The sequence below is a fragment of the Planococcus dechangensis genome (assembly GCF_042654465.1).
Lineage (GTDB): Bacteria > Bacillota > Bacilli > Bacillales_A > Planococcaceae > Planococcus > Planococcus dechangensis.
The window spans coordinates 419,044-438,898 of record NZ_JBHSGL010000005.1; the positions used below are offsets into that span (position 1 = coordinate 419,044).

The following is a 19,855-nucleotide window of genomic DNA, read 5'->3' on the forward strand; positions in this document are numbered from 1 at the left end:
ACCTCGATTATTTTAGAATGGTCATGCCTGATGGATTCATGTAATGCGCGCCGCCATACCGCAAAGCAGCCATCGCATCGTCGAATACATCGACTGGTTCATCTGTATATTTGTTTAACTTCTCATCCTTGCGCCATTTCCATTGCTGGATTTCTTTGATGGTGTTAACGCATGACGGATGAATATGGATAGTTCGCTGTTTCAGCCAGTCAATTTGCGCTTTAACACTGCCTGGTCCCTTTTTAACGGGATACGCTTTGTATCCTGCCTTCTTCCACATTTTGATGCGGTCAGGCTCAGCGCTATCACAGGACATGCGGTGCTTTTTGGTCAATTGATGGCTGTCAGCAAGCTTGATTAGCTCGTCAGTATCCTTCTCATGCTCGTAAATCTCATGGCAGACATAGATGTCGCCGTCTTTGTAGCCGAGCGTCAGAATGGCGTTGGCGTGGTTGAAACCAAAATCCTGGCCATAAACCATGCTGTCGAATCTGGATTCGCTCGTATCGAATTCATGAATGAGTGTATTCTTAAAGATTAAGCCCCCAACCTCTCCCCATTCACCCAATCCGTATATGCGATAACCGTCCGGGTCCTGATTCTTCCGGCGTTCCATGCGTCGCTGGTAAGCATCGTCAATGAATCGGTTTTGCAAATAAGTGGAGTGATGAACAAAGATGTCCTCGTCTTGATAATCAAAGTATTTACGCTTGATCCAATGTTGCGAGGAAACAGGGTTGAACGTCATTGTGATTTGGTAATAGAGATTAGGGTTGTCCAGTAGACCACGCAAACGGTCATCAAGAATATCGATGTCCCCTTCGCTTAATTCGGTCGCTTCCTCTATCCATATCCACGTGAGTTTGCCGGACGCGAAGTTGATGGACTTTAGCTTTTCTCTATCCTTCTCGTGCTGGACTCCCCGGAACACAACCTCGCTGCCAGTCACTAAGCACTTTAGAGTCATGGCGCTTTCGTTTACATGCCAATAACGGTCTGCTTTGTCACCGTAGATCCGATTGATTGCGCCTTTTAACTCCGAAAATGTAGAAAGTCTGTTCGACACATCCACTTTACGAACGCACAGCAAGTTTGCGCCTTTGTACTTCGGATCAGACAGCTTCAAGATGTAATCCTGCGCAATGTTCACCGACTTGCCAGAACCAGCAGAGCCCTTTAGAGCCCTATAACGCTTTCGGGTGTGGTTGGCCGGTTTAAATCCTTTGTTGAAGCTGACTTTAACTTCCGTCATCGTCCCCATAGTCGACCACCACGCTTATACCAAGATCTCCATCAACTTGGTGCTTGTCTGTGAATAGCGCATATCGTTTGCCGAGTAATTCAGCAGCTTTTGTTCTCGCCATCGTGTCTGCTCTCTTTTGGTGCCGTTCAACACTGGAACCAAAATCCCCATCACCAACGACCAGGAGTGCCTCGTCCTTCACTTCCCCTCTCATTACGGACGTGAGGTATTGGAGCACTTCGTCTTGCTCAGCTATGGACTCTTTCTTCAGCTCTTCCATTCGCTCGTCTATATAAGATTTTATTAGGGGTTTTCTGAGGTTTTCGCTTCCTGTTTTATATGCGCTTTTCGAATTGTACCCAGCATTGATAGCCGCTTGAGTAATCTCTCCAAGCCGAATGTACTCATCCGCAAACCGTTGTTGTTTAACCGTCATCTTCACCATGTATCACCTTCTCTGCGCTATTTGCGTTCTAAGACATGTATTGCCGGGCTTTTAACACTGCCCATAATCAGGTGGGGCTGTGGAGGGATTTGCCGGTTGCCCTGCATCCCCTCTTTTATTCTCCCCTTCATTTGAGGTCACTTCGTATACCATCCGTATACCATAGGGAATTCAGGCTTCTTTTAATACGAGCTTAGAAATCTTGCTTTTGGCTCGATTAATAGCGCCCTGTACACGGCTTTTGGAAACGCCAAGCTCTTGAGCAACCTCTTCAAAACTCATTCTTTTAGCAAAGTGGTAGATATAGCATTCTCTCTCCCGTAACGACAATGACGCGAAAATATCAGCCAGAATAATCTTCTCTTCGGCCGTCATATACAATTGCTTCGGGCCTTCTTCCAGCTGCTCGGTGATGTCCGGAATAAAGTCCATGCTCGAGAAGGATTGATGCTGGTATATACTCTTTTTATCGATGCCTTTATATGTGCCTGGTTGTCTCCCGGTCTCCAGCCATTCCATCGAGAAGTTCATGCTTTCAATCATGCTGTTGATCTGCGTGAGGTCCTGCTTGCTATGAAAGTCGTTGCGATCCAATCGGTCTCTACGTCGCTCCAGGTCTTTTTTGTGAATGCCGTATTCGTGTAATAGTTCATCTGCCCATACTTTCATCGAAGGACCTCCTCTGATTTTGAGAATAAAAAAAGAGGACACCAAAACAGCGCAATGCTGTACTGATGTCCTCCGGTTTGCCGGGGGGACTTATTCTATTTTCAAAGCTAATTTCTTTGATTTTGTAAATAGCATTCCCGAGATTTCATACTCAAGATATAGTTTTTTTCCTTTTTGATAATCTAAATCGCCAACTTTAAATCCAAAGCCAATTGGCGCCTTAACTATACTTTTTGCGGGAATATTAAGATGATTTAGATCATCAAATACGATGTTTCCTACCATGTTCTTTTTCTCGGTTGGAGTCTTTAAATTAACAGTTCTATTTCCTGCTTTAATTCTCAAGTTTTTTATAGATTTACTACTTTCTGAAGTATTTTCAAAAAGAATTGAGCCTCTAAAATCGTGGCCTAAAAGCGAATATTCTTCACCTCTATAACCTTGGACCCCTGGAAAAGGACCACTGTCATAAGGACTGTGTTTGAATTCTAGCGACTCTGATTTCACGGTACCGAAATTTCTTAGAAAATAGCCACTGAATAATCCTATCACAGCACCAATAATTCCTTGAAATTCTTTCAAGTATTCTAATACAATCAAAAGTCTCCCCCCTTCGCATCACTTAAAGAATTATCGTGAAGCTTTCATATATTCTGAGATTTACCGATTGAGTTATTTTTTTCTTCGGTTATCGAGAGTAACTCCCTCTGTTCATTATCATTTATGATTTTAATATTGTTTAAGGACGATTTTAATTGATCGTGATATTTGATAAATTCACTATAATTTGGGGCAGCGTAAATTTGGTCAAGTGGTGATGACTGATTTAAGTCTCCGTTAATATGAGGAGCTAAGCTGCTTAAAATTTTAACTATCTCCTTTGATCCTATATATTCTTTGTAGTAATCGAAAGGAACTACTTGATAATTTAAAGTATTTAATTCTTTGAGTGTATTAGTTAATATTCCGGAGTAGTTATTTAGAGCACTGTGAGTTTTAGGTAAAAATCTAGATTGTTTAGAATTAGCTATATCATCTTCAGTTTCACCTATAAAGTGCTCTCCCCAATATACTACTGCGTTAACTCTAGCAATGTAATCAGTTCCAACTCTTAAGTGTGAGTTAATTTCATTTATTTTGCTATTAATTTCCCCACTTCTTATTTGTTTTTCTACAGATAGCAGAGTAAAGTACCCTGCCCCGAATGCCCCTACAAGAGCTCCTCCAAAAGTTCCTAAGGCACTAAGCAGACCAGAACTATACTGATGGCTAAAACTTCCACTTAACATTCCGCTTAAAAGTATAAATATGACTGTAAATAAAATAATGATTATAATCCACAGCACTCTTTTATCCAATAACTCATCCAATCTTTTAGGTTTCAAAAATCCTCCCCCTCTTCAAATCGCACACGCGCTACTTTCCCTTTGTTCGTGATGATTTTTGTTTCGGCATGGGGATGAAGTTCTGCGTATCTCGCTTTCCCTTGATCGATGACCAGGAAGCATCTTTCCGGTAATTCCATTATATCCAATTCTAATATTCCTGTCTCCGAAATTTTAACATCTTGTAAGCGCATTGGCCCCCTCCATCCTCTATCTCTTCGTTTAGTAACTAATCAACACAACGACCCTCGGCGTCATGCTATAAAATTTCTTTACTAGCAAACTCACAACTTGGCTGTCATCCTGCCAAATAATCTTGGAAAGCCCATCCTTAACGCCCTTGGCCAGATTATCAACGTCCGGCTTAGTAGTCGGCAGCAACAACCCTGCAGCAATAAGCTCCTGTTTCGGCAGCGTGTGATATTTCTTAGGTGTCGGCTGATAGAATGTCAGCTCTAAGTGTATCGGCCCTGTAATAAGCTCCTGTGGCTTGTGCTGAGATGCAACGAGCTTCACGTATTGTTTGAAGTCTCGGGATTTGGCTGGATCGTAAAGAACCGTCTTGCCGGTGAAGCTTTTTCCGGCTCGGGGGCGACCCTGGGCGACTGGTTGTCCGACTATTTCGAATGCGATTTGGTTCATTCTAAAATCTCAGTAACCACTTGACTTAAATCTGACACCCTTACATACTTCCCAATTCCTTTTCCTTCTCCGAAAGTAATTACGGCCGTTGAATCATTTTGAAATGCGTCTGAGACCAGTTGGATAATTTTGGTATGCTGTTGTTCGGTGGCTTCTTGAATAACCTTTTCTTTTTGTCCACTTTTATATGTCAACTCGTATTTCATTTTCAAATTACTCACCCCTCAATTAATCTGCAGCAGCCGATCATACTCGTCAACAAGTCTGCGTTCTTCCATATCCTCAAAATAGCTTTCTGGCTTTCCTGTCATGACCGACAGTGTAGTGATCATGCCTTGCTTATCCTCTTCGTTCATCGTTCTGCTCCTTTCGGTAAACGGCCCATTTGCTGCAGCCGATGCGTTCGCTCTTTAGGCGTAAGCTTGTGCCGGTTCCTTTCTTTCTCCGTGGCCGCGACGTCCTTGCGGTAGCAGACCCCATCAATCAAGATGAGAGTCGGGCTGCCGTTTTTCACTTTCAGGACTTCGCCTTTGACGGAGAGCTTGTCGCCTGGCTTATACTCAGTACGCATTTTTTTGACGTTCCCAGTTTGTCTTATTCTTAGCCAGATAAGCCTCGGCTATTTGCTCCCAGGTAAATCCTAGTGCCTCTCCAAGCAGCAGGAATGCTTCGAGCAACATTGAGTAATAAACAGTAAGCGCCACCGGACCTGTATCGCCTCTGTATCTGTACGTCTTGCTGAGAAGTGCGATTTGCTCGTTAACGAACAAGAACATGTCAACGGTGTTGTGCAGTTCTCCTGCATACTTGCCGACCAAATGATATTCCTTGAATTTGAGCTCGTTGCCGATCGATAGAACGAAGTGGATGCAGTCGACGTACTCCTCGAGTAGAGGGTTTTTGTCACCGCAATATTTACTTCCTTGAGATTCACAGTCCGGACAAGGTTGGCCAAACATAGGCTCGTATTGCAATCCATCACAAGTCGTACATTCTTTAAACATTTGTCTGTTTGTTCTCGGCTCCTGGTCTGTACTCCAAAACTTCCAAGACCGTTGCTCATTGCTCAGCTCCCCTAATTCCGTTTGCAAAGCCAATAACTTCTTGGCTATGCGATTCTCCCCAGGCTGCACGGGATGTTTCAACTCAATCTCCGCATCCAATTTCTTCTGCATTTCAAACAGTTCGATCAGTTCCATGATTTGGCCCCTTTCCGTTTCTCCGTTTTATCACTTAACTGCTGAATCTCCATGCCTGCCAACATCCCCGTAACCAGAGCCACCATCATGCCGCCGATTAGAATTCCAATCATTCTATTTCCTCCTTCATCCGTATGATTTAAGTAACCAAGATAAAAACATGAGGCATCCGAGTGCGATGCCGGCCAGTATGATTGTGGTCATTTATGCACTTCCTTCTTGCGCTATATGGTCGGATGGTTAATCATCCAAGTTTGAATAAAATTCAACCATGTCTTCGTATTCTTTATTTCTTGCATTTTCGTATTTTTCACGTTGTCTGTTGATCTCCGCTATATCTTCACCAGTCGCTTTAATGATTTCGCAATCATAAATGCATTTCAGGTCATTTCCAAAGAGGTGGTAAATGCTTTCGGGTTCATCGTCCGCTTCCGTAATGAGGATTCCTGGACACTCGCTCATGTAGGTGTATAAGCCGTTATCCTCTTCAAAAAACTGAGGTGTAAGCATGATTGTTTTGCCTAGTAAATATGGCCGGCCAGTTCTTTCGCAAAAATCTTCACCGAATTTAACCTTATCTCCGTTTTTCATACGAACACTCCTTTTTACCGATTGCATTGTTCAACTAAAAGATTAGTAAGACCATGGCTCAATACTTCCTGTTAGAAAGTTGTCGATGAAGTGTTGCTCACAATCTTCACAGGTATAAATGTCTCCGGTGTGTTGACCTGAATGCGCTCTACCGGTATCAATATTGCTAAATGTTGTATCAGTCAATTCGATTTCTTGGTCACAATTAATACAATTCACTCTATTCACCCTTTCGGTGTTTCCGTCTTAGGCGCGACAACTAAAGCCGGCGCCCGACACTCCCCAATTTCTCGCTTAGCGCAAAAACCAAGTCTTCATCCCCCACATGATGCTCCAGAGCTTTTTGCAGCCGCTGGATCTCCTGCTTGAGGTGACTGATGGTCTGATCTGATTCTTTTTGTAATGCGAGCTTTTCGTCACGCCATTGATCGCCGCGTAGAATTTCTTTATGGATTTTCACTTTCAGTTCAGCGTTGTTTTCCTCCAGTGAATCGATACGGTTCAGCAGCTTCTGCTTGATCTGCTCGTATTCGCATTCTGGTGGCCGAATTACGTATTCAAGTGGCAGGATGGGCATCGGGTTCGCCTCCATTCAAAGCTTTACTGGCGATTTCACCAGCGTCACCGTTGACAGTGTATTTTACGTGATGCTTATTTCCATTTTCATTGAAATTAATGCGACCCCAATTCGCGGCATTTGAGTAAAATTCTAAAGCTTTGCGCAATCGAGAGTTTTCAGCAATCAATTCTCTTCGGCTGAATAACGGATTAGGAAACGTCGGATTAACCTTGGCCAACAGTTCAACGGTATTTGCATTTTTCGATAACTCCGCATGCATATCTTCGATGTCGCCGTAACCATTGTCAGTCCAATATGATTTTGCGCCTTTAATTCTTCCGACTTCTACGTAGCCATCTGCATCATTGATATAAAGCAGAACTTTGATGAACTTATTGCCGTTTTTTCTTTCGCATAATTGATAACTAAAGTCAGGCGTTGTTACGATATTCATTCCACTTCCTCCAATCGCTCATCCAATTTCTCATCCGGTACCAACCGCAGCCACACAAACCCGATAACAATCGGCGTCAGAATGGATGTAGCCATCACCAGATTAAACAGCTCTACAAACGTCATAGGAGTTTCCAACCTTTCTGGCGTAAAATTTTGACAGCAGAGGGCCGAAGTGGTTCATAAATCGTGACCCGCTGTCTGTCTTCCCAACGCCACATCATTGTCCAGCGCGCTTTGCTCATGCCTTAACGTTTGCCTTCACTTCAATATCGCGACGGTAATGCTCTATTAAAATCAGTGAGCGTATGTCGTAGTAGCTCATTTCTTCCAGCGCTTGGCCGCCCGGTCCAAAATTTACTCCATAGCCTCTCAGCTCGGTGATCCAGTTCTTCATGTGAATGTGCGCGTTGTGTTTCATCCCCTTCGCCTCCCCTTTTATTTGTCGAACGGTTTGAATGATTCGGCTGGGTAGATGCCTTTGATGTTTCCGCGATGCCATGCCTCGAATGCGTCCTCGCTCGATAAGGTGTGACCGATGTTTGTGAATGCGTCGACTTTGTACGGATAGCCGAAGTCGCTGCTGATGATAATGTCTCCGGCGTGAAATTCAGCAATGTCATCCCGATCTAGTTCATGTAGCCAGTAGATTTCTTCTGGAGTGGCGTGGCGTAATGCGCTCTCTACGTAATAAAGGCCATTACTTAACTCCACACTGTACTCTTCACCGTCCATACTCACGACTGACAAGATGCTCTCCCCAGTGCTGAACTTGCGGCTGTAAACGTTGACGACTTTATCATCTGCATTGAATTTTGGTTTTCGAATTTCATAACCGACATAAAGCGCGCGGGCTAGTTGAGAAACCCCTAAACTTTTTAAATTTGGATAGGGCAGTTCATTTTTAGAATGCAAATCAACTGCATAATCCGCGTTCTGAATTTGACTAATCAGTTCTGCTTGCTTCTGCGTCAAAATAACCTTCTCGCTCACGCCGCCACCTCCATCGCCAAATGCTTCTCCAAAATAGCAATCGCTGTTCTCCGGTTCGGATGCAGTTGGCTCATAAGTTCCTCACAACGATCTTCCAATGTTCGGTCGTTCTCGCCAGTTTCCTGCCAAATACCCATGGTGATTACGAGCTGGCCCAGTAGGTGCTCGCGGTTGATGATGTAGTCCATCCCCTCGTCCTCCTTCTAATCCGTGAAATTAGTTAGTTCCTGCACCCATTCTTTCGGATGCTCATGCATTTCGATTTTCGATGTGCGTTTAATGCTGTTCGCGTATGAATGGAGCGTCTCCAGAATATTCATTTCTTCTTCCAGTGAAATTACTCTGACGCCGTGAACGATTTCCGTCTCTTCTGCCCAGTAATAACGATTCATCTTGTGCGGCACTTTTCTTGCTGCCGATTTGATGATTGCTCGCCATCGCGTGCTTTTCATCATCAACCCTCCTAAAAATCAATATTTTTACGGCGCTTGTCCGATGTTTTTTCGAATTTGATCAAGAAAGTGTTTTTGAATAACCTCGATGTGGTCCGTGCTTCGTACACCCATTCCAGCAAATCCCTCGATAAGTTGGTGGAGATAATAGTCGGCCGATCTTGGCGTGCCTGACCAATCGCGTTTAATATGCGAACGATGAAATTAGATGCTTTTTTCTGTTCTTCTATCCTTTCTGCGATTGAGCCAATTTCTGCACCTAAATCATCCAATACCAAGTAATCAACTTCTGAACAAAGACTGATGAAATAGTTCTCGGTGAACTTGCTGTGCTTGTTGTCGTAACTATCACGTGTCAGACGGAGCATTTCGTCAAAGTCGATGAATACGCACTTCTTATCCTTCTGGCCACTTTCGTTCAAGTTGCGCAGAATGCTCATGCCTAAATGGGATTTGCCGGCGCCTGGTGGTCCTGTCAGCCAGGTATTGAATACTTCGCCTTCTTTGTACTTTTTGAAGGCATCCAGCGCCCGTTCTTTGTTTGCAATTTCTTCTGGTATCACAGCATCGAAATTACCGAACGCGGCATTCCAAAGGTCTCTGTCCTTGATGATGCTTTTTTCTTCTAAATACCGGTGATTCTTGCGGTTCAAGAAGGCATCATATTTTTCTTTCTCAATGCGAGCGATTTCTCGATTCTCGGTTTCCAATGCACAGATCGGGCAAATCTCTTCGCCCTCGACCAGCATCATTTGAATGGGCTTCTTATGAACTTCGCTTTCACAAATATTAGAAGTTAATTCCATCTTCGTATTTTGTAACAGACTGTTGACGTCCATTAGACGCTGCATTCGCTTTTCCCCCTTTCGGCTTTTGGTTCAGGTAGGATTCGAACTTCGTGCCGAAAAGCGTTTCCGGTCTCAAGAATTTGCTCATAGCTGAATCGTTACGCCACTCTGCCGACTTCACATCGATGACTGTTTTAAAGTCCATGACGGTGAACCCTTCTTGCAGTCGAGCGTGGATCAAGCCCTGCGTTTTCTTGGTAGTGGATTTGAATGCAGTTCCGGCCTGTTCATTCAAGTAATCAATAATGGTGTGATACGGAAGCGCAGGAGCGTCAGCGACTATATCTCTTGTTGTATTCTCTGTTGTATTCTCTGTAGTACTCTCTGTTAAAGAAAGTGACATTTTGTCATTATCGTTAGTGACATTTTGTTCTATTGGAAAGTGACATTTTGTCACTATCGAATCTACCAATTTGTCATAATCCAATTTGTAGTGGACAGTTGGAGCGCCATTAGCTTTCTTGATTGCAGTTTCTAAAATCCCCAAAGCTTTTAGTTTTTCAACGGAATAGCGAACTTGCCGCTTGGTCAGGCAAATTTCTTCTTCCCACTCTTCGTAGGTTTTATAGAAAAAACCGTCTTTTCTTTTCGACTTATCTGAGTAAAAAACAATCTGGTTAAGCAATACGGCAGTAGTTAAATCGCCAGTATATTGAACATAAATTCGGGGAACTGTGAAGACGTTCTCTTGTCCGCTTAGCCTTCTTGTAAGCTCCCTCATAGCTTTGTAATTACTCATCCCTCTTCCTCCTCTAAAAAAGAAAGGAGAGTCCCTCAACTCTCCCTATTTGCTTACACCAATGTTTGTTCGTGTGCGCTTGGCTTCTTCGGCTTTTCCTCTTTTTTTGTTTCCGCGACTTCCGGTTCCGCAGTTTCTGGCTGATCATCCATGACTGTATAGTCGGTAACATCGATGACATCGCTCATATCTTGGCTGAGCTCCGTCTTGATCGTAGAGTCAGCTTCGACTGTCTTCTGCAGCTCAATGGATTTCGGAGCATATTTCAAGACTTCTTTCAGGACCGTCTTCTTGGCCATTGCGTCGTAGTTGGTTTTCCAAGGGCTCGTCCAGCCTTTTTGCACGGCCTGCGAGAACTTCTTGGAGTGGAAATCAATGCGCTCTCTTGTCCAGTAAACAAAGTCATATCCGCCATTCTGTAAGTGGTACACGGCATAATAGCCAATTGGTTCACCAGTCGGTACCGGTGCAGGTTTGTGGACCAAATCTTTCACAAGGCCGTAGCTGAATGAAAATTCATCGTCTTCATAGACTTCGTGAGCGTAAATCGCTTTGTATTGCCCGCTACGGACTGCTAAGTCAATCAGACCCTTGTACCCTAGCTGGAACTGAACTTGCTTGCCATAAGGAATCAGGTAAGCCTGACCAAGCCCTGTGTTTGGTTCGACGCCGAGCTGTGCAGATTGCATGATAGCTGCCAGGAAGGATGTTTGGTCGCATTCCAGAAGCTTTGGTGTCGTACGGACAGCCGTTAAAGCGATTCGAGCGATGCGATCCGCATCCATGTGTTTTGGTAGAGCTCGTTGAATTTCTGGGCCCATACGCTTGAGTAAAGCGTTGAGCGTTTGTTCTGGCTTGACCTCTTTGTTGGCCACGCTGTTTTTGTTCTGTCCTGCTAATTGGTTTTTGACTGCTTCGTTTGTTGCCATGAATGTTTTCCTCCTATTGAACCGTGAACCGACGGGCGGTCGACGTGTTCGTGTATTGTTTGTATAATTTCGGGTGATCGGCTTTCAGACTCTTCGTATCAAGTTTGTTGGTCTGATAGCTTTTCCATTTCACAACCCTATTGAGCGTGAAGCCTTTTTCGTTCTCGCCCATCATTGCTTTTATTTGATTCTCATATTCCTGTTTTTGAGTTTTGCAGATTTTCATATCTTCATTGAGTTGATCAATAGCATCTAACATTTGCTCGACGTCTTTGCCAAGCTTGATTTCGCTGGTCGGATTTTCTTCCGGATACAAGGCTTTCAGTAAGTTGCTAGAAGCATCCGAGCCATCAAAGACTGGCGGTTCTTCTGCAAGAACATGATTAACCCAAAAGTCTTCTTCTATATCAATGAGGTATTGAATCAACTCTTCATCCCGTTCGATTTTTTTATGGATGAACTTGTTTCCTCCGACAAGTACTGCGATATGCCATGCTTTGTAGCCTGTTACCGCCATGTAGTGCTGACATTGGAGTAAATACGCAGCCGGGACTTCTTCGTCCTCCCACTCGCCTCTCAAGTACTCAGAAGCTGTTTTGCATTCCAATCCTTCTTCCTTACCAACAATCAGCCGGTCAACGTTCGCCAACATAAACGAATGTTTTGGATGCTGGAGGATCGCATTCCGTTTCCGGACTCTGATGCCGGTTCGGATAGTGAACTCTTGAGCCACGATATCTTCCATGACATTGCCCCAGTATGCTGCCTCGCCAGCCGTATCTTCTTCGGGGGATTGACCGAGCTTTTCAAGATAAACACCGACTGGCGACTTCCATTTGTTTAAACCTGCAATGGCTGACACGTCACTGCCGCCAATGCCTTTTTTTCGCTGTTCAAGCCACTCTTCACGGCTCAAGTCTCTCGTATCAGCAAGTAATAATGCCCGCATTGATATCCCTCCATTTTCTGTGCTAAAATAGCGGTATAGAATGTTTTTACAGCCCACGCCAATGGGCCTGTGTAGCCGGTTGCTTTTATGCAGCTGGCTATTTTAATGCCTTGAAGAATTCCGCGCCGACCACTTCAATTAAGTAGTCTTCCATGTTGTCTTGAAGAACCACTCGACCGGCCTTGTCTTCGAACCAAGTATCACCGGACTGAATCTCTGAACCGAAGTGATCTTCAATCGGATGATCGTTCTCTACTTCGATTGAAATCTCCGAGCTTTCAAAGCGTGAGTCTGTAACTGGATAGCCTGTCAGCATGCAACGTTCAACGTCTGGATGATGCATTCTCTTCACCTCCCTCTGATGGTTGAATCCCATCAATCAGACCAGGAACGAAAAAGGGGGAACATTCCTGGGCTGATTGACGAGAGCCAAGGCTCTCGGTACAATAGCAGTAACCTTACTTTTACTTACGGCGGCTGAGCTCTAATCTCAGTCGTCGTTTTTTTGTGCGTTTATCGAGCCGAACTGCGTGCCGATCAAGAAGCAAATGAATCCCACAAGACCAGTAGTAATGAGCGTGTGTAGAGCTTCGCCGGCTTCGATCATATTAGGTAACCTTTCACCTTGAGCTGCGTGTAATGCTCTTGCCACTCTTCGTTATAGCTGAGGCCAGCTTCGTCACAAAGGACAGCCAGTGTATGCTCAAGCGCCGTGACAGCTTCGATGATGTGTTCAGCCAACAATTTCGCTTTCGGCCGTTCCCATTCGGATATGTTTTGCAATGGTTTCGCAAAGCTAAAGGCTTCAAGCGTGCCGAGGACTTCTTTCACTTCCTCGATGGTCTTCTCACGTACCGCCGAGCGATGGCCGTCGAAGTTCGGGCCGTTCAGCCGCATCGGGCCGGTTTTGGTGTATTCGTTTCTGAGTGCAAAGGCGAACCAAGGATCTTCAAACTTGGTCATGAGGTTCTGTGCTACATCTTGCGGCACTCTTGCGCGACCCGTTTCATATGCTGATATGGACTCGCGCGATGTATTGAGCTCCATGGAGAGTTGTTGCTGCGTCTCCCCTTTACGCATTTCCTTGAGCATTTCACTTACTTTTGATTTCATTTTTCTCATCCTCTCTGGTGGTTTACCATTTCATATACAAGTTAACTTGCTGATTACCAACGAATTCTTATGGCCGCGCTATAATTAAATTACAGACAAGGTGCGACGCTTCTTTTGAAGTGCCGGCGTATTAGCTTCAATCCATTTGAATAGTTCGTCTGTATTAATCCGGACCCCGAACTCTCGACTCACTGGAAAGTCAGTACGTCCAAGAAGTTCACTCATTTTTGTCTCACTCACTCTGAGTAATGTCTTTGTCTCTTCACGCGTTAGGAAGCGCGGCAGCTCCTCCCTCGGAGCCATCTGCTTGATCGCCGCATGTACTTCCGAACGAACCTCATCGCGAATGACTTGCCGTAAATCCTCGACGGTTAATGTCACGAGCATAGTTTCCACGTTTATCACTCCTCCTGGGCGCTCCCTCGCGCCTTTTTTCTTTCTCCTTATGTTCAAACAGTTAAATTTGCCCTTTCTTAACTCTGTCGGACAATGCGCGGGAATAATTATCAATGCGTTCTTTTCTTTTAGGTTTCTGAGTTTTTGAAAGATATCGTTCAACCTCTTTATCACTGATATAAGATAGTCGAGCCATGAATGTTTTCATCGTTTTAATGCTCCTTTTTTATTTCTATCTCCTGTTCAAATAGCTAGACGTTCAGACAAGAACTTATTGATGAAGTACACCTGGCCCTTACCAGTGACCTTCGTCGTCTTGTTTACAGTGATTAGTCCGCTGTTGTGATTGATTGGCGTTTCCTTAACTTCGAACAACCCCAAATCCATGCTGCGTTGTGTCGGTGTGTTCCGATCGCTTCCGTGCCGGCGTACTAAGTACCCCTTTTCTCTCATCCATGCGTACAAGCGGCGTTCTCCGGTATCAATTCCGTTCTGTTTGAGCAATACCGCAAGCTCTCTCATAAGAATTGATGTTTTGCTGGCTTCCACTGATTCAGCGAAGAGCACTTTAGGCTTTTGCGTTTCAATTTGCATTTCTGCTACTCGGCGCTTCTCTTGCTCGTCTTTCAAATTGTTCAGCAATCCGATCGCAAAATCCGGATTAAGGATGGCCTGTTGAAGTGTGTCTGGTGTCATGTATGCACCGTGCTTTCGGATGCTTGGGAGAACTTGATCAAAAACCCACTTTTCAAATCGTTCTGCTTCTGGCAATCTCGAATTTGTAATCAGTCGATAAAGATTTCCTTCGTTTATGAATTTCTTATGTTGCGTTCTTCCTAATGAATCGATGACCTCGTGAAACACGACCCCATCTTTTTTACAGTGGCGATTGATTGCATCACTTGGATTTGAGTAACCAAGTTTCTTTGCAACTTCATTTGCTGGAAAGTGAATCTTGTCTTCCGCCTGAAGGACTTCTAGGTTTCCGAATCTATTATGGGAAAATGTTTGCAGACTATTCATTCTTTCGCCTCTTTTCTTTGTTATAATTTTCCTATCTTAAAATGATAGGAGGTGTTTCACATGAAGCTTGATCAAGACTGCGTTCGTGATCTTCTGCTAGTATTCGAAGAGCATCTTGGACTTAATGATCGTCCCTTCGTTTCAAAGTTTGTACCGACTCACTTAGAAGATCGTTATGACCAGGAAAAGATTCTTTATACCACGTTGATGTTGTATGAATCAGGGCTTATTAGTGGTAGGACTATAAATGTTGATGGCGGAGTTTATGATTTTGTCATTTTTTCTCTGACTCCCGAAGGGCATGCTTTTATCGACAATGTCCGTGATCCTAAGATTTGGGCGAAAACTAAAAATGCTGTTTCAGGGATTGCTGGAGTTTCCTTGCCTGTAGTTGCCCAATTAGCACAGCAACTTGTAAAAGAGAAGTTAGGACTTGCGTAAATGGTAGTAACCTTTATCTTTTAAAAATTGTTCAATTTCGTTATACAAAAAGTTGTAAGGCTCGACCCCTTTCAACTCCTCAGAAAAAATTGTGAGATTCAAAGTTAATCGGTGATTGGCTGATTGAATCTCATGATTTTCTATCACAGCTGTTATAATTGATTTGTTTTTTTCCATCGAACCTCTCCTCGCTTATACTGTGTTTTGTTCGTTCTTCTTTCATGCATTTAATAACCACGAATTTTCTTTCAAAAATCTTCTAATTTAAAACCCTCACAGACACTGCAACTTGTTTAATTTTTCCTGATGACTCCGCACGCTCTCCAATCAGTATTCAAACGTCCTGGCATGACCCGTTGGCGTCGCTCGCTTCATTAGAAGGTCTTGGCGTACTCTGCTCGGTTCAAATACTCATTGGAGAGCGTGAACGATTGTGTTTAGGTGGAATCCTCCTTTCTTAAATCGCTACTCGCTTTCGCAACTTTTCGTTGCTTTCTACTTCAAAAAAAACCGTCCATTCAATATCGAGTAGTTTCGCGATTTTTTTTGCGACTTCAATAGATGGCCGTCTATTGCCATTCTCGATAAGGCCATAAAAACTTCGTGTGATGTTTGCGCCGCACATATCGGCGACATCTTGATGAGAATAGCCAAGTTCTTTGCGTTTGCTAATCAATAAACCTTTCAACTGTTCAGGCGTCACATTACTCACCTCCTTTTCGCAACTTTTTGTTGCTATTACAGTTATAATAACAGCAACTAATTGTTGCGTCAAGAGTTATACGCAACTTTTTGTTGCATATCTTAAATTTATTTACCAGCAACAAATTGTTGCTGTTATAATTAGTAAAATACTAAATGTGGAATGGTGGTTGCGATGTTCCATAAAAACTTGAAACGTCTTAGAACGAATAAAAAGCTATCCCAAGAAGAAATGGCTACATACCTAGGTATTACGAGACAAGGTTATTCGAAATACGAAAATGATAAGAGTGAACCATCGTTTGAAATGCTGATGAAGATAGCTAATTTTTTTAACGTCACAATTGATCAACTAATAGGTTATGAATCTACAATAAATACAGAGCCCAAAGATGGAAAAGAAAATATTTCGCTATCTCGTGTTGGATTAAGCAAAGAAGATTACGACTCTTTATCGACTTACCAGCAAACCGTACTGGACTGGGTTACCTCTAAAGAAGACTTTTCCTTCTATGAAAGCCCAGAAGAGCTAATCGATATGATCGAGCAGTTCGAATTAATGTATGAACGAATGAGAAAGAAGGAGTGATCTGGGATGGGGATGGTTCAGAAGTATGCCGAACACATTTTCATTTGGTTATTGCTTTCAGGAATCACCTCGCTCTATTGCTTCAATGTCATTCCCAAGTTTTTAAGTCGAATGTTTGGGGTTGAATAATCAAATGAAAAAGAGTGCCTTTCTATATGAGATGTTCATGCTCGTGTTAGTCATTATTTCTCTTTTCTTTGCATTTTCAGCAGACGAACGCTTTATTGTGTTCGACTGGATCATATGGGGAATCTTTTTCGTGGATTACTTCACCCGGCTATACTTGGCAGATAAGAAATGGGCATACATCAAGAGCCACCCTCTCGAATTAATTGCCATCATTCCATTTGATTCTATCTTCCGTGCAGCTCGTTTTGTCCGAATCTTCCGTGTTATCAAGTTGATGGGAATCGGGTCGCATTATATGCGGCCGGTCTACGCCATCCTGAAAACCAATGGCTTGGATAAGCTTTTAATCACGACACTTGTGCTGTTGTTCCTCGTCCCTATTCCGCTGATCATGGTGGAGCCGGATATCAATACCTTCACGGATGCCGTTTGGTGGGCAGTAGTCACAACAACCACCGTAGGCTATGGTGATATGTATCCTTCAACTGGACTCGGGCGCATGTTAGCGGTAGTCCTCATGATATTAGGTATCGGTATTATCGGAACCTTCACCAGCGCCATATCAGCGTATTTCACAGATAAAAAAGAATTGACCCAAGAACAAATGGTTTTCGAAGTTATTGCAACCCTAAACAAAATGGAATCCATCTCCATAGCTGATAAAGAGGTCATTCTAAATTACCTAAATAGAAAAGACTAGCCATGCCATAATTACTATGGTATGGTTTTTTTATACAGAAAAAGAACATATGTTCTTATGGAGGTAATTAAATTGACTGTTTTTTACAACCACAGCGAGGACTACGTAAACCATATGTATCAATCCATCATTATTAATCATCCTCATCAGTTGGATCCTGAGGATATCGCCGCACGAAATGGACTTTCTCTTGTTTATATGCGGTCATCCTCTATGCGAATCGGCGATACCATTGTAATCAACGAGGACTTGTCAGAGGAAGAACAGTGGCAGCAGTTTGGCCATGAACTATGCCATGCGTTGTGGCATTCAGGTAATCAACTCCACATGCCTGTACCCTTTCGTGTATATCAGGAGTACAAAGCAAATAACTTTGCACAATACGCCTGCATCCCCTCATTCATGCTCCATAATATGAAGTTACCCAAATATGAGGAAATCGCTGTATTAATGATTCAGAAGGAGTTCGGGGTCAGTAGAGATTTTGCAAAAAAACGACTGGATCAACACCTACAAAACTTACAATTCGGCTAAAAATTAACGAATAGATTACCAATACTATATCCAGTAACAAACTTTATGACCATTTACTTTATAAGCGTAATGGTATGTTGAAGTGAAGGAGTGATTCTATGTATTTTCGTGAATTAGTGAAAGGAAAAAAGTGGGTATGTGTCGCAGAAGGGCAACGCGATCCCCGAACTGGTAAACGAAAACAAATTTCCCGACGCGGTAAAACGAAAGGCGAAGCCAAAACTAAAGTCGAACTTGCCCTCCGAGAAGCGCAGCACCTATTAGATTATGATGCGAAAGTGCTTTTCAATCAGTTCACCACCGATTGGTACCAGCACTACCGCAATCGAGGAAATAAAGAAAACACTAATATGACGCGTGAATTTGGCATGCGATGGTTGAATGAGTACTTTGGCAATTTACCAATCCAAAGTGTTACGCCAAAGTTGTACCAAGCGATGCTGGATGATTTGTTTAAAAAGGGGAAGTCTAGAAGTTCGTTGACGATAATCCATACTACAGGGCGCTCTATATTTGAGCATGCAGTGAGTCATCATCTCATTGAGAAAAATCCTGCAGCTGCTGCGCGCATTCCACGAAAAAAAGTGACAGTAGAAGATCTTGAAAATACCAAAGTCGAAGAATTGTTCTTGGAACGTCGCGAACTTGCGGAGTTTTTAGAGATGGCGGATGGCTATGGGAATTATGTCTATACGGTCCTGATCTATGTTCTGGCTTTTTCAGGTATGCGGCCAGGCGAAGCAATAGCACTCCATGAAACGGATGTATATCGTCGTTACAGCCAAATTTGGGTATCGAAAACACTATTTCGCCGTGAGCGTCAAAAAGCTATCTATGAATTAACTCCACCTAAAACTGATACCAGCATTCGGAAAGTTGATATGGATCCTTCAATCATCGCGATGATCGATAGTCTATTGGTATACAAAAAACGACATGGCTTCACTAGGAGCCCTTTTATTTTCACTACGCCAGATGGGTTACCTCTTACTGTAGATCAGACTCGGCAGGTCATAACTCGTATCGGTAGAAAGACGTCTATTCAAAAGCATTTGTTTACTTACATCCTCCGTCACACACATATCAGCATATTGGCCGGCGCTGGCGAGGGGCTTCCTGAAATCATGAAGCGTGTGGGTCATAAAAATTCAGAGACCACCACACAAATTTATATGCACGTCACAAAAGAAATGCGAGAACGGACGGTTTCGCGTTTGGCTGCGGAGTTTAATAAATTGATGGATATAAAAGAGGAAATGAAGAGAGAATAGAGGAAAATAGAAAAAATGTTAGCAGAATGTGATTTTTCTCATTCCAGCTAACATTTTTATTGGTTAAAACGTTGATATGACAGGGGTTTAAGGAGAATAGGACTCATATACTCATCGTATGCGTTCATATATCTCCCTGCTTTCGTCTAAAGTTTTCTATTGCCTTGGTTTTGCGTCTACAGTCATTATTCTAACTTAGTTTCAGTATAATTTCATTGATTCGGCTGCGGTTTATTGAAGCTATTGGTCTACTGCACTAAAGTATAGCCGTGTTGCAGTACGTGTTCTGGGACTTGAAACAGAAGTACAAGCTTAGCCTCATTGCCTTTAGCGTACACAATAATTCTCGAAATTTGATAAGCATACACCTTGCTTCTGGTAAACTGAAGCTAAAAAGGAAGTGTATGGCATGAAGCCGAGAATCTCTGTCATTACCATCGGTGTGGATGATCTCGAACGATCGCTGGAATTTTACCGGGACGGCCTGGGCTTTCCGACAGAAGGAATTGTCGGAGAAGAGTTCGATAACGGAGCTGTCGCCTTTTTCGACCTTCAACAAGGTTTGAAACTCGCCATATGGAAACGCCAAGACATCGCCCACGAATCGAAAGTGGCCCTCAGCAAACCGAGCCCTACCGAGTTCACCTTAGGACATAACGTCAACAGCAAGGATGAGGTTGATGCGGTTATGGCTAAAGCTAAACAGGCTGGAGCCGTTATTACAGACCCGGCACACGACACGTTTTGGGGCGGCTACTCCGGACATTTTCAAGATCTGGACGGCCATCTATGGGAAGTGGTGTGGAACCGTGCCTGGGATGCAATAGAGTAGGATTTAATGCAGCCTCAAAATGGCTGCGT

37 protein-coding genes are annotated in these 19,855 nt (G+C 43.4%); 6 read left to right on the forward strand and 31 right to left on the reverse strand.

Going from position 1 to position 19,855, the window contains the following annotated elements:
- Nucleotides 1-7: 7 nt before the first annotated feature.
- The 29 genes from ACFO5U_RS05215 to ACFO5U_RS05355 form a co-directional block, all read right to left on the reverse strand.
- The gene (locus ACFO5U_RS05215) at nucleotides 8-1,261 is read right to left on the reverse strand and encodes a PBSX family phage terminase large subunit (protein WP_377277309.1); all 1,254 of its coding nucleotides are present in this window, start codon (nucleotides 1,259-1,261) and stop codon (nucleotides 8-10) included.
- The gene (locus ACFO5U_RS05220; protein WP_377277311.1) at nucleotides 1,239-1,688 is read right to left on the reverse strand and encodes a terminase small subunit; all 450 of its coding nucleotides are present in this window, start codon (nucleotides 1,686-1,688) and stop codon (nucleotides 1,239-1,241) included. The genes ACFO5U_RS05215 and ACFO5U_RS05220 overlap by 23 nt, the downstream gene beginning before the upstream one ends.
- 171 nt (nucleotides 1,689-1,859) lie before the next feature.
- Nucleotides 1,860-2,357: a sigma-70 family RNA polymerase sigma factor gene (locus tag ACFO5U_RS05225; RefSeq protein WP_377277313.1), complete on the reverse strand. Its 498-nt coding sequence runs from the start codon at nucleotides 2,355-2,357 to the stop codon at nucleotides 1,860-1,862.
- A gap of 90 nt (nucleotides 2,358-2,447) precedes the next feature.
- A complete protein-coding gene (locus ACFO5U_RS05230) occupies nucleotides 2,448-2,957 on the reverse strand; it encodes a hypothetical protein (RefSeq protein ID WP_377277315.1) in 510 nt (169 codons plus the stop codon).
- A gap of 44 nt (nucleotides 2,958-3,001) precedes the next feature.
- A complete protein-coding gene (locus ACFO5U_RS05235; RefSeq protein WP_377277317.1) occupies nucleotides 3,002-3,742 on the reverse strand; it encodes a hypothetical protein in 741 nt (246 codons plus the stop codon).
- Nucleotides 3,739-3,936, reverse strand: coding sequence for an XtrA/YqaO family protein (locus ACFO5U_RS05240; protein WP_377277319.1), 198 nt, complete (start codon nucleotides 3,934-3,936; stop codon nucleotides 3,739-3,741). The genes ACFO5U_RS05235 and ACFO5U_RS05240 overlap by 4 nt, the downstream gene beginning before the upstream one ends.
- Before the next feature lie 28 nt (nucleotides 3,937-3,964).
- Nucleotides 3,965-4,384, reverse strand: a complete 420-nt coding sequence (locus tag ACFO5U_RS05245) for a RusA family crossover junction endodeoxyribonuclease (RefSeq protein ID WP_377277321.1) — start codon at nucleotides 4,382-4,384, stop codon at nucleotides 3,965-3,967.
- Nucleotides 4,381-4,596 carry a hypothetical protein gene (locus ACFO5U_RS05250; protein WP_377277323.1) on the reverse strand — a complete coding sequence of 72 codons (216 nt, stop codon included), beginning with the start codon at nucleotides 4,594-4,596 and terminating at the stop codon, nucleotides 4,381-4,383. The genes ACFO5U_RS05245 and ACFO5U_RS05250 overlap by 4 nt, the downstream gene beginning before the upstream one ends.
- 12 nt (nucleotides 4,597-4,608) lie before the next feature.
- Complete coding sequence (locus ACFO5U_RS05255; protein WP_377277325.1) at nucleotides 4,609-4,740, reverse strand: hypothetical protein; 132 nt, start codon at nucleotides 4,738-4,740, stop codon at nucleotides 4,609-4,611.
- A complete protein-coding gene (locus ACFO5U_RS05260) occupies nucleotides 4,737-4,955 on the reverse strand; it encodes a hypothetical protein (protein WP_377277326.1) in 219 nt (72 codons plus the stop codon). Before ACFO5U_RS05260 ends, ACFO5U_RS05255 begins: the two co-directional genes overlap by 4 nt.
- Entirely contained in the window at nucleotides 4,945-5,583 is a 639-nt protein-coding gene (locus tag ACFO5U_RS05265) for a dUTP diphosphatase (RefSeq protein ID WP_377277328.1), read from the reverse strand. Before ACFO5U_RS05265 ends, ACFO5U_RS05260 begins: the two co-directional genes overlap by 11 nt.
- Nucleotides 5,574-5,696 (reverse strand): hypothetical protein, encoded by a 123-nt coding sequence (locus ACFO5U_RS05270; RefSeq protein WP_377277330.1) that lies wholly within the window; start codon nucleotides 5,694-5,696, stop codon nucleotides 5,574-5,576. Before ACFO5U_RS05270 ends, ACFO5U_RS05265 begins: the two co-directional genes overlap by 10 nt.
- A 127-nt stretch (nucleotides 5,697-5,823) precedes the next feature.
- A complete protein-coding gene (locus ACFO5U_RS05275; RefSeq protein WP_377277331.1) occupies nucleotides 5,824-6,174 on the reverse strand; it encodes a hypothetical protein in 351 nt (116 codons plus the stop codon).
- A 259-nt stretch (nucleotides 6,175-6,433) separates the two neighbouring features.
- The gene (locus ACFO5U_RS05280) at nucleotides 6,434-6,751 is read right to left on the reverse strand and encodes a hypothetical protein (RefSeq protein ID WP_377277332.1); all 318 of its coding nucleotides are present in this window, start codon (nucleotides 6,749-6,751) and stop codon (nucleotides 6,434-6,436) included.
- The gene (locus ACFO5U_RS05285; RefSeq protein ID WP_377277334.1) at nucleotides 6,732-7,187 is read right to left on the reverse strand and encodes a hypothetical protein; all 456 of its coding nucleotides are present in this window, start codon (nucleotides 7,185-7,187) and stop codon (nucleotides 6,732-6,734) included. Before ACFO5U_RS05285 ends, ACFO5U_RS05280 begins: the two co-directional genes overlap by 20 nt.
- A complete protein-coding gene (locus tag ACFO5U_RS05290) occupies nucleotides 7,184-7,312 on the reverse strand; it encodes a hypothetical protein (protein ID WP_377277336.1) in 129 nt (42 codons plus the stop codon). The genes ACFO5U_RS05285 and ACFO5U_RS05290 overlap by 4 nt, the downstream gene beginning before the upstream one ends.
- Before the next feature lie 115 nt (nucleotides 7,313-7,427).
- Nucleotides 7,428-7,607, reverse strand: coding sequence for a hypothetical protein (locus ACFO5U_RS05295; protein ID WP_377277338.1), 180 nt, complete (start codon nucleotides 7,605-7,607; stop codon nucleotides 7,428-7,430).
- A gap of 17 nt (nucleotides 7,608-7,624) precedes the next feature.
- Nucleotides 7,625-8,179 (reverse strand): hypothetical protein, encoded by a 555-nt coding sequence (locus ACFO5U_RS05300; RefSeq protein WP_377277340.1) that lies wholly within the window; start codon nucleotides 8,177-8,179, stop codon nucleotides 7,625-7,627.
- Nucleotides 8,176-8,367, reverse strand: a complete 192-nt coding sequence (locus ACFO5U_RS05305) for a hypothetical protein (protein ID WP_377277341.1) — start codon at nucleotides 8,365-8,367, stop codon at nucleotides 8,176-8,178. The genes ACFO5U_RS05300 and ACFO5U_RS05305 overlap by 4 nt, the downstream gene beginning before the upstream one ends.
- 15 nt (nucleotides 8,368-8,382) lie before the next feature.
- A complete protein-coding gene (locus ACFO5U_RS05310) occupies nucleotides 8,383-8,631 on the reverse strand; it encodes a hypothetical protein (protein ID WP_377277343.1) in 249 nt (82 codons plus the stop codon).
- An 11-nt stretch (nucleotides 8,632-8,642) separates the two neighbouring features.
- Nucleotides 8,643-9,482 (reverse strand): P-loop NTPase family protein, encoded by an 840-nt coding sequence (locus ACFO5U_RS05315; RefSeq protein WP_377277345.1) that lies wholly within the window; start codon nucleotides 9,480-9,482, stop codon nucleotides 8,643-8,645.
- Nucleotides 9,421-10,218 carry a conserved phage C-terminal domain-containing protein gene (locus ACFO5U_RS05320; RefSeq protein WP_377277347.1) on the reverse strand — a complete coding sequence of 266 codons (798 nt, stop codon included), beginning with the start codon at nucleotides 10,216-10,218 and terminating at the stop codon, nucleotides 9,421-9,423. The genes ACFO5U_RS05315 and ACFO5U_RS05320 overlap by 62 nt, the downstream gene beginning before the upstream one ends.
- Before the next feature lie 53 nt (nucleotides 10,219-10,271).
- Nucleotides 10,272-11,147 (reverse strand): recombinase RecT, encoded by an 876-nt coding sequence (locus ACFO5U_RS05325; protein WP_377277349.1) that lies wholly within the window; start codon nucleotides 11,145-11,147, stop codon nucleotides 10,272-10,274.
- 13 nt (nucleotides 11,148-11,160) lie between these two features.
- Nucleotides 11,161-12,096, reverse strand: a complete 936-nt coding sequence (locus ACFO5U_RS05330) for a YqaJ viral recombinase family nuclease (protein ID WP_377277350.1) — start codon at nucleotides 12,094-12,096, stop codon at nucleotides 11,161-11,163.
- A gap of 97 nt (nucleotides 12,097-12,193) precedes the next feature.
- Nucleotides 12,194-12,439, reverse strand: a complete 246-nt coding sequence (locus ACFO5U_RS05335) for a YqaI family protein (protein WP_377277352.1) — start codon at nucleotides 12,437-12,439, stop codon at nucleotides 12,194-12,196.
- Between the two features lie 260 nt (nucleotides 12,440-12,699).
- On the reverse strand, nucleotides 12,700-13,209 hold the full coding sequence (locus ACFO5U_RS05340; protein ID WP_377277354.1) for a helix-turn-helix transcriptional regulator: 510 nt from the start codon (nucleotides 13,207-13,209) through the stop codon (nucleotides 12,700-12,702).
- An 84-nt stretch (nucleotides 13,210-13,293) separates the two neighbouring features.
- A complete protein-coding gene (locus ACFO5U_RS05345; RefSeq protein ID WP_377279462.1) occupies nucleotides 13,294-13,596 on the reverse strand; it encodes a DNA-binding protein in 303 nt (100 codons plus the stop codon).
- A gap of 70 nt (nucleotides 13,597-13,666) precedes the next feature.
- On the reverse strand, nucleotides 13,667-13,813 hold the full coding sequence (locus ACFO5U_RS05350) for a hypothetical protein (RefSeq protein ID WP_377277355.1): 147 nt from the start codon (nucleotides 13,811-13,813) through the stop codon (nucleotides 13,667-13,669).
- A gap of 35 nt (nucleotides 13,814-13,848) precedes the next feature.
- Nucleotides 13,849-14,628, reverse strand: coding sequence for a phage antirepressor (locus ACFO5U_RS05355; RefSeq protein WP_377277356.1), 780 nt, complete (start codon nucleotides 14,626-14,628; stop codon nucleotides 13,849-13,851).
- Nucleotides 14,629-14,688: 60 nt separating this feature from the next.
- Between ACFO5U_RS05355 and ACFO5U_RS05360 the strand changes: the two genes are divergently transcribed.
- Complete coding sequence (locus ACFO5U_RS05360) at nucleotides 14,689-15,069, forward strand: DUF2513 domain-containing protein (RefSeq protein WP_377277357.1); 381 nt, start codon at nucleotides 14,689-14,691, stop codon at nucleotides 15,067-15,069.
- Here ACFO5U_RS05360 and ACFO5U_RS05365 read toward each other — a convergent pair.
- Together ACFO5U_RS05365 and ACFO5U_RS05370 are read right to left on the reverse strand one after the other, a co-directional pair.
- Nucleotides 15,055-15,246 (reverse strand): hypothetical protein, encoded by a 192-nt coding sequence (locus tag ACFO5U_RS05365; RefSeq protein WP_377277359.1) that lies wholly within the window; start codon nucleotides 15,244-15,246, stop codon nucleotides 15,055-15,057. The two genes, ACFO5U_RS05360 and ACFO5U_RS05365, sit on opposite strands and share 15 nt — an antisense overlap.
- Nucleotides 15,247-15,526: 280 nt before the next feature.
- Nucleotides 15,527-15,772 (reverse strand): helix-turn-helix transcriptional regulator, encoded by a 246-nt coding sequence (locus ACFO5U_RS05370; RefSeq protein ID WP_377277361.1) that lies wholly within the window; start codon nucleotides 15,770-15,772, stop codon nucleotides 15,527-15,529.
- A 174-nt stretch (nucleotides 15,773-15,946) separates the two neighbouring features.
- On the opposite strand from ACFO5U_RS05370, the gene ACFO5U_RS05375 reads away from it, so the two are divergent.
- The 5 genes from ACFO5U_RS05375 (at nucleotide 15,947) to ACFO5U_RS05395 (ending at nucleotide 19,826) form a co-directional block, all read left to right on the forward strand.
- Entirely contained in the window at nucleotides 15,947-16,360 is a 414-nt protein-coding gene (locus ACFO5U_RS05375) for a helix-turn-helix domain-containing protein (protein ID WP_377277363.1), read from the forward strand.
- A 133-nt stretch (nucleotides 16,361-16,493) separates the two neighbouring features.
- Complete coding sequence (locus ACFO5U_RS05380) at nucleotides 16,494-17,189, forward strand: potassium channel family protein (protein WP_377277365.1); 696 nt, start codon at nucleotides 16,494-16,496, stop codon at nucleotides 17,187-17,189.
- A gap of 72 nt (nucleotides 17,190-17,261) precedes the next feature.
- Nucleotides 17,262-17,723 carry an ImmA/IrrE family metallo-endopeptidase gene (locus ACFO5U_RS05385; RefSeq protein WP_377277366.1) on the forward strand — a complete coding sequence of 154 codons (462 nt, stop codon included), beginning with the start codon at nucleotides 17,262-17,264 and terminating at the stop codon, nucleotides 17,721-17,723.
- 98 nt (nucleotides 17,724-17,821) lie between these two features.
- Nucleotides 17,822-18,994: a tyrosine-type recombinase/integrase gene (locus ACFO5U_RS05390; protein WP_377277368.1), complete on the forward strand. Its 1,173-nt coding sequence runs from the start codon at nucleotides 17,822-17,824 to the stop codon at nucleotides 18,992-18,994.
- A 409-nt stretch (nucleotides 18,995-19,403) separates the two neighbouring features.
- Nucleotides 19,404-19,826 carry a VOC family protein gene (locus ACFO5U_RS05395; RefSeq protein WP_377277369.1) on the forward strand — a complete coding sequence of 141 codons (423 nt, stop codon included), beginning with the start codon at nucleotides 19,404-19,406 and terminating at the stop codon, nucleotides 19,824-19,826.
- The last annotated feature ends 29 nt before the right edge of the window (nucleotides 19,827-19,855 follow it).